The sequence below is a fragment of the Leptospira sp. B5-022 genome (assembly GCF_000347035.1).
Classification (GTDB): Bacteria; Spirochaetota; Leptospiria; order Leptospirales; family Leptospiraceae; genus Leptospira_B; species Leptospira_B cinconiae.
In genome coordinates, this window is sequence record NZ_ANIJ01000005.1 from 77,537 (window position 1) to 91,513 (window position 13,977).

Below are 13,977 nucleotides of genomic sequence, written 5' to 3' on the forward strand. Positions count from 1 at the left end.
TTAATATTTTTGCATTAAGAGAATGAGATAGATCCTGCCCAAATATTCTTTAGCGTCCTCGTCTTTCAAAAAATAGATCAGAATATACTGTCTTAAATTTTCCAGATCTATCGGGACCAATTTATTGTTCAGATTTTCCGGAGGAAGAATATCTATTTGGAATCTTCCCAATTTCATTTCGGAGATGAGTTCGGCACAGATCTGGTTGGCAAATTCCAGCATAATGGAAGCAGCATGACTTCGGATAGTAGGATCAATATGGAAGGACCTGGCGATCTTGGGCAAAAGTTTGAGTTTAGTATAACCGTCCATTGCCAGATAAAGTTTCCCTTTTGCTTCACCTTGGAATTCCACAGAAGTACAGTTCTCGTAACATAGACCTTCGTTTTTAGAAGGTCCGAACGCTTCTCGGACCGCATGAACTCCTAGGTTTTTTTCCAAAAACTCCGGGAAGATCTGGGAAATGGTAAGTATGAATTTTTCATCCAATAATGGATCTATGTTCAAAGACATACTAAACGGTTCGGTCCCTCTTCTTTAGAAGAATGTAATGCTTTTTTGGCTCTTGGTTCCCATTCGGAGTCATCTTTTCTAACCCGAACCGAGGCTCCCACATTCAGCCTGGTCTTTTCCGGACCTAAAAATTCCATGAGCCCGGAAAGCGAATTTTGAAATTTCATCCAATCTTCCGCGTAAAAGAAGGTCGCTAATCGGTTTTTTCGGATGCGATATATGGAAAAATTTTCTCCGAATCTAGACTTCCACCAATTTCCTAGACTTCTAAAATCGGAAACCAAATCCCCGTCGGACTCGAATTCCAAAAAGACCAGGATTTTGGTCTCCTCTCCCTCGACCTTTTCCCTTTCTAAATGTTGGGAAAACACCGGGTAGGAACTCCAGCCCGTTTCTCCGTCCTGGGATTCACCGGCGAGGACCAATCCTTCTACAAGTTTATCCAATCTAAAAGAAATTTCATCAAGGGAAAATTCAGATAGGGAGGAAGAAGTTTGTCTGACTTCTCCCAAGGAAAAAGAATCCCATTCCAATTTCCAAACGATTGCGCCTTCCTTTGGTTCGGTGGCTCTTTTTCTTTCGGATGGAAATACGGAAATACTTCCGGTTTTACTCGCTACAGTTTGTAGATCTCCTTTGGAATCATGTAGTAGAACTTCCCAATCTTCCTCTCCCACTCGGATAGAATCCAAAAAGGATCTTACCGCCTCGTAGGTTTTTCCTCTGACAGGAATATAGAAGGATTGGAAGGGAGTTTTTGTCTCCTTGGGAACTTCTTCTTTTAAGAGATATAAGGACTCATCTTGGGAAAAGATCGAAGGAACACCTTCCTCGGAAGGAATTTTTTCGAAGGCGGCTTGTTTTTGGCCTTCGGGAACTTCTTCCTTTAGGATCGATTGGAAGAATGGGACCTCCGACTCGGTGTCCTTCTCTTCTCTTCTATCCATTGTAGTATGTACAACGTATCCGAATAGGGAAAGCAGACAGAAGGAGATCCCACCCAAGGCCAAAACTTCCCCGTCGATCCAGGTCGAAAGAGAAGCGGAAGCCAATGGAAAAACTTCTAAAATGGGAAAAAATTGGGGGAAAAATTGCATTTTGTAAACTTCAGTTCCGTTACTATATGTAACGGGTTTTCCCCGGTCCGGCTCAAACGATTTTTCTATGAAACTCTACTCGGAACTGGCAGAATATTACTTCGATATTGAAAAGAACGCTCGAAAATTCGAGATGGAAACCCAATTTATAGATAGGCTTTTCCGAAAACACAGGGTCCGGAATATTTTAGACCTAGGTTGCGGCACGGGAGAACATGTTACCCATTTCCAAAGCCTTGGATATAAATCCAGAGGTATAGATTCCTCGATCAAAATGATTGAGGTGGCCAAAAAAAGATATTCCCATTGCAAATTCGAAGTGGGAGCCATGCAATCCTATAAATCCCAGGAAAAATGGGACGCAATCATCAGTTTATTCGGTTCTTTTAATTATTTATTATCTAATGAAGAAGTAGAAGCGGCTCTCAAAAATCTGGAGCTGAACCTAAAACCGGCAGGCATCGCAGTTTTAGAAGTTTGGAATGCGGAACCTCTTCGCAAGATCAAAAGAAAAGCGATCGGTCCGGTTGCTCAGATCAAGGCCAAAAACACTACCATACAAAGAAACAGAGGATTTCGCCTAGTCAGAGCGGACCAATCCACTGTCGTCGAAGTAAATTATATCTATAATCTGAACGCAAAAGAGATCAAAGACAAACATTTGATGAGAGCCTATTTCCTAGTGGAACTCCAAAGAATGCTCGCAAAACACAGAATGGAGATCCTACATGTATACTCCAACTACAACGAAGTAAAATTCAAAAGTAATGCGAGTAGAATGATCTTGGTTCTGAAGAAGAAGAGTAATTAGTCTTCATTTCGCACAGAGAGCACTGAGTTCACGGAGGTATTCAATTCGTGAAAAATCGTGACGTAGGAGTTCCAACACGTGCGTCCTAATTTTTTCTCCGTGTTCTCTGTGAGCTCCGTGCGAAAAAACCTAGAAAATCTTCTTCCCAGAGTCGGAATAAAAATCCAAAATTGCCATCCGGAGGAATGAGATGGCGGAGAACTATGACCTTACTGTGATCGGCGGTGGACCGGGAGGATATGTGGCTGCCATTCGAGCAGCCCAACTCGGATTGAACGTATGTCTAGTAGAAAAAGAAAAACTAGGCGGGGTATGTTTAAACTGGGGTTGTATTCCTACAAAAGCACTTTTAGAATCCGCACATTTATTAGAATCCATCCGCAAATCAGAAACCTTCGGCCTAAATGTGGAAAAAGTTTCTCCGGATTTTCCGAACATCATCAAACGGTCCAGGGGTGTCGCAGACACAATGTCTAACGGAGTCGAGTTTTTGATGAAAAAGAATAAAATTTCCGTTAAAAAAGGTAGCGCGGTTTTCAAAGACAAAAATACGATCTGGCTTCCGGACACTTCTAAAGAAGAGATCCAATCCGAATATTTTATCATCGCAACGGGGGCCAGGCCGAAAGAATTTCCGGGACTTCCATTCGATGGGGAGAAAGTTCTCTCCAGTAAACACGCAATGATCCAAAACTCTCCTCCTAAAACTTTGGCAATCATTGGTGCCGGAGCCATCGGAATAGAATTTGCGGACTTCTATTCCAGCATGGGAACTCAAGTGACGGTTGTAGAGATGCAGGATAAAATCCTCCCATTAGAGGATCCTGAAATCTCCAACCTTCTCAATCGTTCCTTCGTTAAACGAGGCATACAGATCCTGACAAGTGTTGGAGTATCCGAACCTAAGTTGGAATCGGATGGAGTATCCATTCTTCTAAAGGGAGAAGGAATCGCTCCGGAAGGAGAAAGAAAAAAGTTCGACAAGGTTCTTGTGGCGATCGGCGTCACTCCGAACACGGAAGGTATCCACCTGGAGGAGATTGGAGTGTTTCTACAAAAAGGATTTATCAAGGTAGATACTAAATTTAGGACCAAAGTTCAAAATATTTATGCGATCGGAGATTGTATCGGAGCACCATTACTCGCTCATGTGGCTTCTACCGAAGGGATTAAAGCAGCGGAAGCGATTTCTATCCAAAAGAAAAATCCTCATGGGCTGGTTTACGAACCATTAGATTATCTTAAAATTCCTGCTTGCACTTATTGCCATCCGGAAGTTGCCTCAGTCGGCTTAAAGGAAGAAGAAGCCAAAAAATCCGGCATAGACGTGGTCGTAGGAAAATTCCCGTTTAGAGCGAACGGTAGAGCCCAAGCCTTAGGCGAAGTGGAAGGAATGGTGAAACTAGTGGCGGATCGCAAAACTGGAGAAGTATTAGGGGCTCACCTTATCGGACCGAATGTTACCGAAATATTAGGTGAGATCAATTTAGGAATGGGATCCGAGCTAACCTTAAAAGAAATTGCGGGAAGGATACATGCCCACCCTACACTTTCCGAATCCGTAATGGAAGCGGCAGGACAGGCATTAGGAGAAGCGATTAATATCTAACGTAACTCATGCAGAAACGTTCGATTCTTCCAAGGATCCGGTGAATAGGATATCCATCTTATTCACTTTAAACTCTTTAGGAAGTTTGGAATCTATGGTAAGAAGGTCCGCGTCTAGATCATGGAATTTACCTGTTTTCTCATCGAAAAAATGGAAATGATCGTCGATATTACTATCGAATACTGATTTTCCCAAACAGGAAAATTTAAATTCTCTTAATAGACCGGCTGATACTAAAACGTTTAAAGTATTGTAAACGGTTGCCAAACTCATCTTCAAAGAACGTTTATCTACCCATTCTTTTACTTCTTCCGCGGTAGGATGATCCGCTTCACAAAGCACGTATTGGCAAATGGAAATCCTTTGCATGGTCGGTTGTATCGAAACCGATTTTAATCTGCTCTCTATTTCGTCCGGAGTCAGGCAGTATTCTTTTTGTTTACCTAAAACAGTCATGGTTGTCGGTTCTCTCTAAGGGCCTATATATCTGACGGTCCGAAAGACCCAAATATAAAGCAAAAAGTCTAGAAGATATGGATTCCTGTTAGGATCCTGCAAAAAAGGAAGGATTTATGCAATCTAAAAAAAGAAGCCCAAAAAAACCCGGAAAATCACCGATTTTCCTTTGAAACAATATCGGAATCTCTATAACCTGACGAAAAATCTTCGAAAAGCAGAGAATGATGAGAAACAAATTTTTTATTACCCTACTCTTTCTCTCCCTTGTCCTGAACGTTTCCGTTTGGGCTGAAACAGGGGCTTCCCCTCAAACGAACGGCTTAGCTCAATCCGAAACGGATACAAGCCACGGGGAACATGGGACCGGAAACGGGCACCAAGAGACTGCATCCGCTCATGGGGAGGCAGGAGATGATCTTCCTCTCTGGTCGGTTATTCCTTTTATCCTAATCCTACTCAGCATTGCACTTCTACCCTTGATCTCTCATACGACTGAGCATTGGTGGGAGAATAATAATAACAAACTTCTTCTTTCTTTGGCATTAGGAGGAGTTTCTTTCGGGATATTAATGGCGCATAGCTGGGGTGGAAAAATTTTCCACACGATGGTATTCGACTATATTCCGTTTATTATTCTGTTAGGTGCACTTTTTTATATTTCCGGCGGTATCGTATTAAACGGGGATATAGAAGCTACTCCCATAAATAACACCATCTTCTTGATCGTGGGGACTTTCTTAGCATCCTTTATCGGAACGACCGGAGCTTCCATGCTTCTGATCCGACCTCTACTCAAGACTAACTCAGAAAGAAAACATGTGGTCCACACAGTGATCTTCTTTATTTTTTTGGTTTCCAATATTGGCGGTTCTTTGACTCCATTGGGGGATCCTCCTTTATTCTTGGGGTATCTGCAGGGAGTCCCTTTCGTATGGACTTTTAAATTATTTCCTGAAATGGTAATTGCTTCCGGTATTCTGCTCGTGATCTACTTTATCTGGGACACGATCATGCACGGAAAGGAAACCAAAAAGGACCTCCGTTACGATCATGCTCACAGACAACCTATCGGTTTAGAAGGCCAGGTAAATTTGATCTGGCTTTTAGGCGTGATCTTATCCGTCGCTTTCCTAAACCAAAACTATATTCCTGCCATTGCAAAATACCCTTTCCTTGGGTTCATCAGAGAAGCAGTTCTAATCGGTTTGATTGCTTTGTCTAAAGTGACTTCCAATCCTAAACTGAGAGAAAAGAACAAATTCACTTTAGGTCCCATCCAAGAAGTGGCTTACCTGTTCATCGGTATTTTCTTAACCATGATCCCTGCATTATTACTCCTGGAACACCATGGAAAAGAATTGGGAATCACAGAAAGATGGCAGTTCTTCTGGGCAACAGGCGCATTCTCGGGGGTTTTGGACAATGCTCCTACCTACCTGACCTTCTTATCCTTGGCTAAAGGATTATTAGGATATTCTAATGTAGGCCAGATCTTAGCGGATCCGGTGGGAGAGGAGTTACTAAAAGCGATTTCCGTGGGTGCGGTATTTATGGGTGCTTTGACCTATATAGGTAATGCGCCGAACTTCATGGTAAAATCCGTAGCAGAAGAGAATAAGATTAAAATGCCGAGTTTCGGAGGATACGTAGTGTATTCCTTCCTACTTTTGGTACCGACCTTCTTACTTTTGACTTGGATCTTCTTCCTCTAAAAGATCCTTTTTCTCTCCGCTTCTTTCCGGAGCGGAGAAGTTTTACTCTTCCTTGATCGGAATAAACACGACCGAATGGATCATCTTTGCTCCGAGAGTTCCTTCTTCGGTCAATTTTTGTGTGTACATCACTTCTGCCTTTGTATTTCGTGCAGGTTTGTACATGATGATCTGATTCACGTAATCGAATACTGAAATGGAATAATCGATCACAGTCAGAGCTGTTTGCAAGGGTAGAAACCTGGATCTGCTCAAGGGTTTCATTTCCGTCTCTTTAGGAAGTGCGAGCCATTTGTACATTCTCGCAGATCTTCCTATACTTTTTACATTCTCCCATTCCAGTTTTGTTTCCGGAAAAGAAGCCTGAACCTGTTTAAAATTTACTCTTACCGGTAGCCCCTTCTCTTTGGATTCCCTGAGTGCAGTGGATAATTGAAGATCGAAAGTATCCTCATCTAGGTATTCGATCTCATTGCAGGAAGAAAATACCGTCTCACAGATATCTCCGTATCTTTTATGCACGAAGAAGATCAGGTTGATCTTTCCGTTTCCCGGATGATATAGGACTTTAGCGTTATAATCTCCCGTCCTCTTAAAATATACGTATCTGTAAATTCTTCTGATAAGCCCCCAACCGATCAAGCCCACGTCCTTTAAAACGGGAGGATCCGTTATCTCCAATCCTCTGACGGCGATATGTAGTTTTTCGACGGCGACCCTTCCGTCTCTTTTAGAAATTTCTAATAGAAAATCACGCAGCTCGTCCAGTTCGTCGTCCGCGAGTTTAAGATTTTTTTCGGAAAGATCCACTAAGACCTTTCCGGCATTCTCTTCTAAAAGTCTTCTGACTTCGGATTTTCCACCTTTGGAATTCAATTCATCCAATGTATAACGAATACAATCCTCTTCATGACAAGAGATCTGCTCTTCGTATCTGTCGATACCGAAATAACCTGTGGAAGGATCGGGCGCTTCGGAAAATAGAAGACCCGGAGTAAAAAATAAGCTTAGGACTAGAAGTTTAGCTAGCTTCGTCCGTATATTCCATGACCAGATACATAAGAGTTTCGGTATCCGTTGGGTTGATATATTCGTGGGGAACATCCGCTCTAAAATATACGGAATCTTTTGCATCCAGTTCTACCACCTTGTCCCCCACACGGAGGCGCAATTTCCCTTGGACCACGACAAGGTTCTCGGTTGTTCCGGCTTTATGAGCTTCTGCAACTTCGATACCTCCCGGTTTCAGGATCAGTTCGTAAAATTCTACCCTTCTGCCTCCGATAAACGGAAACAAGGCACGACTAGAATATACCTTGGAGCTGGAATATAAGACTTTCGTATTCTCCGCTTTTAGGAGAAAAACTCCTTCCGTTCCCTTCTCTTTGAGAAGTTCACTGAAAGGAACATTCAGACCGGTTGCGATCTTCCATAATACCGCGATTGTAGGAACACTTTTACCTTGCTCTATTTGAGAAAGCATGGCTCGGCTCACCCCGCAACGGGATGCCAATTTGTCTAATGAGAGTCCTTTAGTATGGCGAATTAATTTTAGGTTTTCTTTAACGACTTCTGTTATATGTTCGCTGGAGATGAGTTCCTTCCCATCGAGTTCTTCGGCATCGGCCTGTTTCATACCTAATTCGTCCAATATAACGGAAGATGTGTCAATCCAATTTCCATACTTTCCAAAAACGGGAATCAAATTAGAGAAGATACGACAGGAAAAACAATGAGGGAACCGAAACCCAAATTTCCGGCCATTAAGCATCCGATTCGAAAATGGTATGAGAAGGGGTTCCTACTCGCCGTGGAAAAACCGGCAGGAATCCCTGTCCATGCTACATTCGATCCAAATCGTCCAAATCTGGAAGATCTTGTCCGGCAACAAGAGAAGGAACCGGAATTACGACTACTCCATAGACTGGACAAAGACACGAGTGGTATCCTTCTATTTTGCAAAGAGCCATCCAAAAATAAAGAAGCGGATTCGATCTTAGCAGATTCGGAAAAAACCTATTTGGCTATTTGTGCAGGAATTCCAAAAGAGAAAGAATTCAGAGTGGAATGTTTTTTGAAAGATGGAAAAGGAAAAGTAAGTTCAGTTCGTTCCGGTGGCAAAAAAGCGATCACTGATTTTACACTTCTTTCCTATTCAAAAGAAAAAAATATCTCCTTGGTTGCGGCAAAATTAGTTACGGGAAGAAGGCACCAGATCCGATTTCATCTTTCTTCGATCGGAACTCCTATCTTGGGAGATGAAACATACTGTGATTCTTCCTCTAAAAGTTTAGTTCCGAAACCAAAACGATTTTTATTACATTCTTATCTTCTAAAATTCAAAAACGAATTCAACGAAGAAGTAAAACTTATCTCCGAGCTTCCTTCGGATTTTCAACCTTATATGCGCTTTTTTTCTGGTATACGATTTCCGGAATGAGTAAGCTGGTCCTCACTTTTCCGGAGGCGAAAATGAGTGAATCCATAGCATTGATCATAGGCGGATCGGGAGCCGCAGGCCAAAGCGCGATAGAAGGCCTTCGGGAACATTCCAAAAAGTCCGGAGTCAAATGGAATATTATCTCGACTACTTCCGGTGATTCTCAAGTCACCGGAGCAGATAAAACAATTCCACATATCCAATTAGAAGAGCCTGAAGCTGCCGTTCAGAAAGTCCTAAAAGAAATCAATCATCTGAAAGTGGATATTTTTATCTATACTCCTGCGAGAGGGAATTTAGGTTATCCAGTTTCTGAAACTCCGGATGTAGATATCATAAACACCGCTAAATTCTGTCTGGATCCCATGATAGAACTGGAAAGAAAACTGAACCCACGTTTGACCGTCGGATATTCCGCCTTTTATTATCTTCCGCATTTACTTACTTCTTATGGAGCGTTAGCATTCATCAAAAAGAAAATGGAAGAGTGGGCTATCGAAAAACCGGATTCCAGAAAAATGATCCGCGCGGGAAGTTTCATAAGTACAAGTGCAAGGGGGATCGGAGTACTTCTGCAAAAAATCGGCAGGTCTTCTCCTTTTCCGGAATTACAAAACCTAATGAATGAGCATAAGGAATCCGGCAAAAAGTTTTCCGAATTCTTTTGGGACTATGTTCGTGGGTCTGAAAAAAGGATTTTCGAAAAACAATTTCCGAATATTCCATATAGAGCCACCGAACAAAATGATCTAAAGATCGGTTTATTAAAAATTCTAGATGGAGAGAAGGCTCCGATCGTTTCCTTGATCGGAGATTGGATCTGGACCGATGATAAACTTCCGGAAATGCCTGAGTATTTGAAAAAAAGATAATTTCGCACGGAGCTCACAGAGATCACCGAGGTTCGGATTTCGTAGCCTTAAATGGAGAAACCGGAAATTACTCTGTGTTCTCAGTGAACTCTGTGCGAACCCAATTTTTAGAGTGGGATCGTCTTCCAGTTCTTAACGGATTGGACAAACACTCCAGGAGGGGGTGCCTTCTTGCCTCGGTCCAAAAAAATCCCTTTGGACCTTACATGAGAAAGCATAGGGAAATCGTTTTCAGAATCTCCGAATGCGAGATCGAAACCTTGATTTCCATTGGCTAGATTGAGTAATTTTACTTTTCCGATGCCGTAAGTAAAAGGTTCTATCAGCTCGTGGCTTAAGATCCCAATCTTTTCGATCAACCTCATGCCAAGTACATTCTCTTTCGGAATACCCCAACGTTCCGAAACCATTTGGATCACAGGTTCCGGTGAAGCGGTTACGATCCAAATTTTGGTCCCAGCCTTTTCCAACTCTTTTACAAGTTCCAACATAGGATGAAATGCTTGGACCGCTTTGGGACTTGTATCCTTCTGGTTCTTTTCCCAAACAAGATTTGCGGTATTCTGCAACTCCTTCGTGGATCTACCGGAAAAGATCCAAGTAGACCACCTATACCCCGCTTCCAAGCCTTCTTTTTCTATCTTGGATTCGTAATATTTCCAGACCTCGTCCATAAAGGATTGAGTATCCGTTTTACGCAAAATTTCCATTTTTTCGGAGATTGCGGCTTCCGGAAAAAAAGGAGTAAGGGATTGGATCCAAGGAACTCCAGCTAGTAAAAGTTCGCACATGACTTCCTCTCCGAAATCACCTCGGACAAGAGTATTATCAAAATCGAATAAAGCTATATGGATTTTCCGGCCGGTCAGGTTCTCTTCCAAATAGGAAAAGATTTCGGAAGACCAGTCGGAATTAGAGATCAACGGTTTATTGCTGGATGGTTTCTTTTGCGATTGCAACTTGGGATTCTTTATCAGCTAAGAAAGGGGGAAGATAATGTTCAGGGTTCAAAACCACGTTTTGGTAACGGACTTCGAAGTGAACATGTGGCCCGGTGGTATGCCCTGTATTTCCGGAAAGTGCAAGCACCTGTCCTTTTTTCACTTTGTCACCTTGCTTTACGAAAAGAAGGGAATTATGGGCGTATAATGTTTGAATGCCGTTGATTTGAGGATGAGTAAGAACTACTCGTAGTCCGTATCCACCGTCTCTTTTAGAATCGGTTACAACTCCATCAGCGGCTGCAATCACTACGGATCCGTTCGGACAAGCGATGTCCACACCTGCATGTAAGGCGTTCCAACGTCTTCCTAGTCTAGAAGTGACTCTGGAATATTTGAAACTCAAAGGCCAGATCAATTCTCTCGCATCCGAGGTGAAAATCTCTCTTCCTTTGTCTTCTAATAGAAGATTACGGGTATAATTTGCGTTATAGGGGAAGAATACAGGCTCTGAGTTTTGGATCTTTCCGCTGTCATGGATCCCGTTGAGAAGACGAACTTCTCTTTCGGAAGTTCCGAATTTATGGTATAGATCCTCTAGGGATTCTTTTACTTTTCCGGGAACGATCCAGATCCCTTCTCTAGATTGATAGGTTTGGATGAATTGGTTGTCGACCTTAACTTCTTCCAAATATGTATTTGCGAAAGATTTCCAGGAAAGGACGACGAGTGCAGAAGCACCTACTATCGTAAAAATAGTTTTTCTTTTCATTTGGTTCTTTCCTTTTTGCGCCGCCAAAAATTCTCTTAAAAAACGGGTCTTGCTTTTAAGATCGGCGGTAAATTTCCGAAAGTTCAACCTATCCTCCTGGTCCATAATCTCGGGACAAGGATTTTTCTCCACCTAAATCCAGAGGAATTGACGATACTGAATGAATTCGACCGAATTCCAATGAAATTAATTATTTTAAGGGCTATTCTCTCAATTTTTAGCATATTTTGATAGAATTTAAGAGTTTTTATGAGGTACTACGAATAGAGTCCCGAAAAAATGCAAACTTACTGAAAAGTTTTCAGAAATTTAGAGAAACTTTCGTCGTAGTTGAACCCGGAAACCTGGATGGAATAGACATAAGGTAAGGCACTCAAAGGCCAGATTTTGTGCGGTTTTTCCGAGTTTTTGGAGAAAATAACCTTTGCGATAGAACAGGAAGCTTCGCACGGAGAACACTGAGAGCACGGAGTAAACTATCGGAAACTCTACACGCCACGCCCTCAGTGAACTCTGTGCGAATACCCTATCCTAATATCCTTTCTTTTAATTCCGGGGTTGGCATTCTGCAAGATTCTCTCGTACCGAAAAGTTTGTACCTGTTTTTCGCAATCAGATCGTACAGAATGTTTCGGATTGGTCTTGGGATAATATAACCGAATTTGAGGACTTTCCATAAACCACCCAACTTACCGCAAATCTCCAAGATGGCATTCGATTTGATATGGATCTCTTCCCCGTCCCAGAAAAGAATACTGTCTATACCTCGGATCTTTTCTTCCAGGGCCTTAGATTGGATTAGATTTTTTGCATATTCGGACTGTAAGCTTGCAAATTTTAATCTTTTATGTTTATCCAGATCCAAAAGTACATTCACTGCACCGTTACATAAATTGCATACTCCGTCAAATAGCACGATCGGTTCCGTAAATTTTGACAAAGGAGACCTTCTTTTTTTATTTAGACAGTGTAGAAGTCATGTAAGTCTCTATTATTCTGCTCTTCCTGTATGAGAAGTATATAATTTTAAGATCTCTTTAGGACTTGAAGCTTTCCAGGATTTAACATTCAATCCTCTTTCTCCGAATTCTATCGTAATTTCGGAATCTTCTTCAAAATCAAAAACGCAATAAGAGCCGTTTTCAAAGAAGAAGCCCCTGTTTCGAGAAGTGAGAAAAAAAGGACTGGATATATAAGTGCTATATTCGTTTCCACCTGCACCTTCTAATAATTCGGCTCCCCAAGTGATGGGTTGGTCTCCTCTTCCCACTCCTTGTTCTTCGGAGAATAAGAACGGTTTTTTTCCTTTTAGATTCAGATGAGAAAATTGTTCACCTAAACCGTAGATACTTTCGGATTCGTCCGATTTGAATTTTATATATGTGCGGTTTAGTTCCGGATTCGTTATTTCCACCTTCCAATCGAGTCCGGCATTGGAAGAGGAAACGAATCGGATCGTATATCCAGTTTCGCAATTTTTTCCGGTAAGTTTTCCTTTTACTAGTAATGCGCCGGATTCTAATCCAAGACTTTCAATCGTTTGGGATCCACATTCAAATAGGATCTTATCTTTGATCTTAAAAGTTGCCTTTCTGTAATTAACGATCTGCTCTCCTTTTGCGGAGGAAAGAAACGGATCTTTTAGGGAAAATTCCAATATTTTACCTTGGGAAGTGATGAACGATAGTTCATTCGGAAGGAGTACGGCTTTGATCCCGTTTCCAAGATCGAATTCTTGAGGAGGAATGGAAAACGGAGAGATTTTCTCAAATCTGGATCCACAATCCGATAAAAATACAAATAATAGGCCTATAATAAAAAAGAACCTCATCGTTATTCCTCATAGAAACTAACGAGAGGTTCTTTTAGAAGCTTAAGAAGTCTTTCTTTTTTTAACTTTTTCTGTCGATGCCACCGACTCTAGGTGCAGAAGCTCCTGCACCTGACTGACCGTATATATTTGCAGCTTGTTTCGGTAGATTGGATTTTCTCCACTCGAACCAAGAGCCAACATACACGTTCACATCGTTGTATCCCACTTCTTTGAGCATCAATGCAAGCAAGGAGGATCTTGCTCCGTTATAATCGTAGATAACGGTGGTCCTTTCCGGCATAAAAGGAAAACCTCTTAACTTTTTATTGAAGAAAGTTTTGTCCACGAGTTCACCGTTCGCGTCATACAACATTCTCCAATCCCAGAGGAATGCTCCAGGCAATCTTCCGCATAAACTACCCGGCTCGGGAGCGGTCAGACGAGGAAGTTTACCGTCGTATTCTTCCGGTGTGCGAGTGTCGAAAATTTGGAGTCTAGTTAGGTTCTTTTCTAAGAACGCCTTGTCGATCACTCCTTCTAATTTGCGGACTTTTGACGCAGGACCTATATCCAATTCTTTGGAACCTTTTTCCTTGGCTCCATCTACAGGCCAACGTTGTCCGATCAAAAACGCATTTTGAAAACCTGCGGCTCTCAAAAGAAAAACGAGTCTGGATGCGAACATCCCCATTCCCTCGTCGAAAACGAGTATCCTGGATTTCTCCTCTTTTTTAGCCAGAGCAAGTATCTCTTCGATCGGACCCAATAATTTTTTGGAAGAGTCCGGATCGGAAGCAAAAGCTTTTTTGACGAATGGAAAATAATACGCACCCTTTAAGGTGGATTCCTGGTATTGCGCTTGGGAGCGGCAATCGATGAATAAGTCCTGCTTTTCGTTCAGGTCGGTTTTAAGAAAACTCCAGTGAGACAAGATGAAT

At 42.0% G+C, this 13,977-nt stretch carries 14 protein-coding genes and 1 pseudogene; 5 read left to right on the forward strand and 10 right to left on the reverse strand.

The window, feature by feature from the left end:
• Both LEP1GSC192_RS00435 and LEP1GSC192_RS00440 read right to left on the reverse strand, forming a co-directional pair.
• On the reverse strand, nucleotides 1-513 hold the full coding sequence (locus LEP1GSC192_RS00435) for a chemotaxis protein CheX (protein ID WP_020767899.1): 513 nt from the start codon (nucleotides 511-513) through the stop codon (nucleotides 1-3).
• Nucleotides 504-1,610, reverse strand: a complete 1,107-nt coding sequence (locus LEP1GSC192_RS00440) for a hypothetical protein (RefSeq protein ID WP_020767992.1) — start codon at nucleotides 1,608-1,610, stop codon at nucleotides 504-506. The genes LEP1GSC192_RS00435 and LEP1GSC192_RS00440 overlap by 10 nt, the downstream gene beginning before the upstream one ends.
• A gap of 67 nt (nucleotides 1,611-1,677) precedes the next feature.
• On the opposite strand from LEP1GSC192_RS00440, the gene LEP1GSC192_RS00445 reads away from it, so the two are divergent.
• Together LEP1GSC192_RS00445 and lpdA are read left to right on the forward strand one after the other, a co-directional pair.
• On the forward strand, nucleotides 1,678-2,421 hold the full coding sequence (locus tag LEP1GSC192_RS00445; protein ID WP_020767888.1) for a class I SAM-dependent methyltransferase: 744 nt from the start codon (nucleotides 1,678-1,680) through the stop codon (nucleotides 2,419-2,421).
• 190 nt (nucleotides 2,422-2,611) lie between these two features.
• The gene (lpdA, locus tag LEP1GSC192_RS00450) at nucleotides 2,612-4,030 is read left to right on the forward strand and encodes a dihydrolipoyl dehydrogenase (protein ID WP_020767996.1); all 1,419 of its coding nucleotides are present in this window, start codon (nucleotides 2,612-2,614) and stop codon (nucleotides 4,028-4,030) included.
• Between the two features lie 6 nt (nucleotides 4,031-4,036).
• Here lpdA and LEP1GSC192_RS00455 read toward each other — a convergent pair whose 3' ends face one another.
• Nucleotides 4,037-4,486 (reverse strand): Fur family transcriptional regulator, encoded by a 450-nt coding sequence (locus tag LEP1GSC192_RS00455; protein WP_020767927.1) that lies wholly within the window; start codon nucleotides 4,484-4,486, stop codon nucleotides 4,037-4,039.
• A 380-nt stretch (nucleotides 4,487-4,866) separates the two neighbouring features.
• Here LEP1GSC192_RS00455 and LEP1GSC192_RS00460 point away from each other — a divergent pair.
• Nucleotides 4,867-6,201: pseudogene (locus LEP1GSC192_RS00460) on the forward strand (sodium:proton antiporter); the annotation flags it as partial.
• 42 nt (nucleotides 6,202-6,243) lie between these two features.
• On the opposite strand, the gene LEP1GSC192_RS00465 reads toward LEP1GSC192_RS00460, so the two are convergent.
• Together LEP1GSC192_RS00465 and LEP1GSC192_RS00470 are read right to left on the reverse strand one after the other, a co-directional pair.
• The gene (locus tag LEP1GSC192_RS00465; RefSeq protein ID WP_052005193.1) at nucleotides 6,244-7,242 is read right to left on the reverse strand and encodes a hypothetical protein; all 999 of its coding nucleotides are present in this window, start codon (nucleotides 7,240-7,242) and stop codon (nucleotides 6,244-6,246) included.
• Nucleotides 7,223-7,837 (reverse strand): helix-turn-helix domain-containing protein, encoded by a 615-nt coding sequence (locus LEP1GSC192_RS00470; RefSeq protein WP_024864129.1) that lies wholly within the window; start codon nucleotides 7,835-7,837, stop codon nucleotides 7,223-7,225. Before LEP1GSC192_RS00470 ends, LEP1GSC192_RS00465 begins: the two co-directional genes overlap by 20 nt.
• Nucleotides 7,838-7,933: 96 nt before the next feature.
• Here LEP1GSC192_RS00470 and LEP1GSC192_RS00475 point away from each other — a divergent pair, with 96 nt between their 5' ends.
• On the forward strand, nucleotides 7,934-8,641 hold the full coding sequence (locus LEP1GSC192_RS00475) for an RluA family pseudouridine synthase (protein ID WP_020767924.1): 708 nt from the start codon (nucleotides 7,934-7,936) through the stop codon (nucleotides 8,639-8,641).
• A 32-nt stretch (nucleotides 8,642-8,673) separates the two neighbouring features.
• Nucleotides 8,674-9,513, forward strand: a complete 840-nt coding sequence (locus tag LEP1GSC192_RS00480; RefSeq protein WP_020767997.1) for a hypothetical protein — start codon at nucleotides 8,674-8,676, stop codon at nucleotides 9,511-9,513.
• Between the two features lie 107 nt (nucleotides 9,514-9,620).
• Here the strand turns inward: LEP1GSC192_RS00480 and LEP1GSC192_RS00485 are convergent, their stop codons facing one another.
• The 5 genes from LEP1GSC192_RS00485 to LEP1GSC192_RS00505 all read right to left on the reverse strand — a co-directional run bounded on the left by LEP1GSC192_RS00485 (nucleotide 9,621) and on the right by LEP1GSC192_RS00505 (nucleotide 13,970).
• Nucleotides 9,621-10,472, reverse strand: coding sequence for an HAD family phosphatase (locus tag LEP1GSC192_RS00485; RefSeq protein ID WP_232420928.1), 852 nt, complete (start codon nucleotides 10,470-10,472; stop codon nucleotides 9,621-9,623).
• A complete protein-coding gene (locus tag LEP1GSC192_RS00490; protein ID WP_198289284.1) occupies nucleotides 10,441-11,253 on the reverse strand; it encodes a M23 family metallopeptidase in 813 nt (270 codons plus the stop codon). The genes LEP1GSC192_RS00485 and LEP1GSC192_RS00490 overlap by 32 nt, the downstream gene beginning before the upstream one ends.
• A gap of 499 nt (nucleotides 11,254-11,752) precedes the next feature.
• Nucleotides 11,753-12,166: a thiol-disulfide oxidoreductase DCC family protein gene (locus tag LEP1GSC192_RS00495; protein WP_020767892.1), complete on the reverse strand. Its 414-nt coding sequence runs from the start codon at nucleotides 12,164-12,166 to the stop codon at nucleotides 11,753-11,755.
• A gap of 51 nt (nucleotides 12,167-12,217) precedes the next feature.
• Nucleotides 12,218-13,057 (reverse strand): galactose mutarotase-like protein, encoded by an 840-nt coding sequence (locus tag LEP1GSC192_RS00500; RefSeq protein ID WP_020767971.1) that lies wholly within the window; start codon nucleotides 13,055-13,057, stop codon nucleotides 12,218-12,220.
• A 61-nt stretch (nucleotides 13,058-13,118) separates the two neighbouring features.
• A complete protein-coding gene (locus tag LEP1GSC192_RS00505; RefSeq protein ID WP_020767995.1) occupies nucleotides 13,119-13,970 on the reverse strand; it encodes a sulfurtransferase in 852 nt (283 codons plus the stop codon).
• Between the last annotated feature and the right edge of the window lie 7 nt (nucleotides 13,971-13,977).

What these genes read in the sequence shown, in the direction of transcription:
- LEP1GSC192_RS00480 (WP_020767997.1), top strand. Translation starts at nt 8,674, where the DNA reads ATGAGTGAATCCATAGCATTGATCATAGGCGGATCGGGAGCCGCAGGC.
- LEP1GSC192_RS00455 (WP_020767927.1), bottom strand. Translation starts at nt 4,486, where the DNA reads ATGACTGTTTTAGGTAAACAAAAAGAATACTGCCTGACTCCGGACGAA.
- lpdA (WP_020767996.1), top strand. Translation starts at nt 2,612, where the DNA reads ATGGCGGAGAACTATGACCTTACTGTGATCGGCGGTGGACCGGGAGGA.
- LEP1GSC192_RS00475 (WP_020767924.1), top strand. Translation starts at nt 7,934, where the DNA reads ATGAGGGAACCGAAACCCAAATTTCCGGCCATTAAGCATCCGATTCGA.
- LEP1GSC192_RS00445 (WP_020767888.1), top strand. Translation starts at nt 1,678, where the DNA reads ATGAAACTCTACTCGGAACTGGCAGAATATTACTTCGATATTGAAAAG.
- LEP1GSC192_RS00500 (WP_020767971.1), bottom strand. Translation starts at nt 13,057, where the DNA reads ATGAGGTTCTTTTTTATTATAGGCCTATTATTTGTATTTTTATCGGAT.
- LEP1GSC192_RS00440 (WP_020767992.1), bottom strand. Translation starts at nt 1,610, where the DNA reads ATGCAATTTTTCCCCCAATTTTTTCCCATTTTAGAAGTTTTTCCATTG.
- LEP1GSC192_RS00435 (WP_020767899.1), bottom strand. Translation starts at nt 513, where the DNA reads ATGTCTTTGAACATAGATCCATTATTGGATGAAAAATTCATACTTACC.
- LEP1GSC192_RS00470 (WP_024864129.1), bottom strand. Translation starts at nt 7,837, where the DNA reads ATGAAACAGGCCGATGCCGAAGAACTCGATGGGAAGGAACTCATCTCC.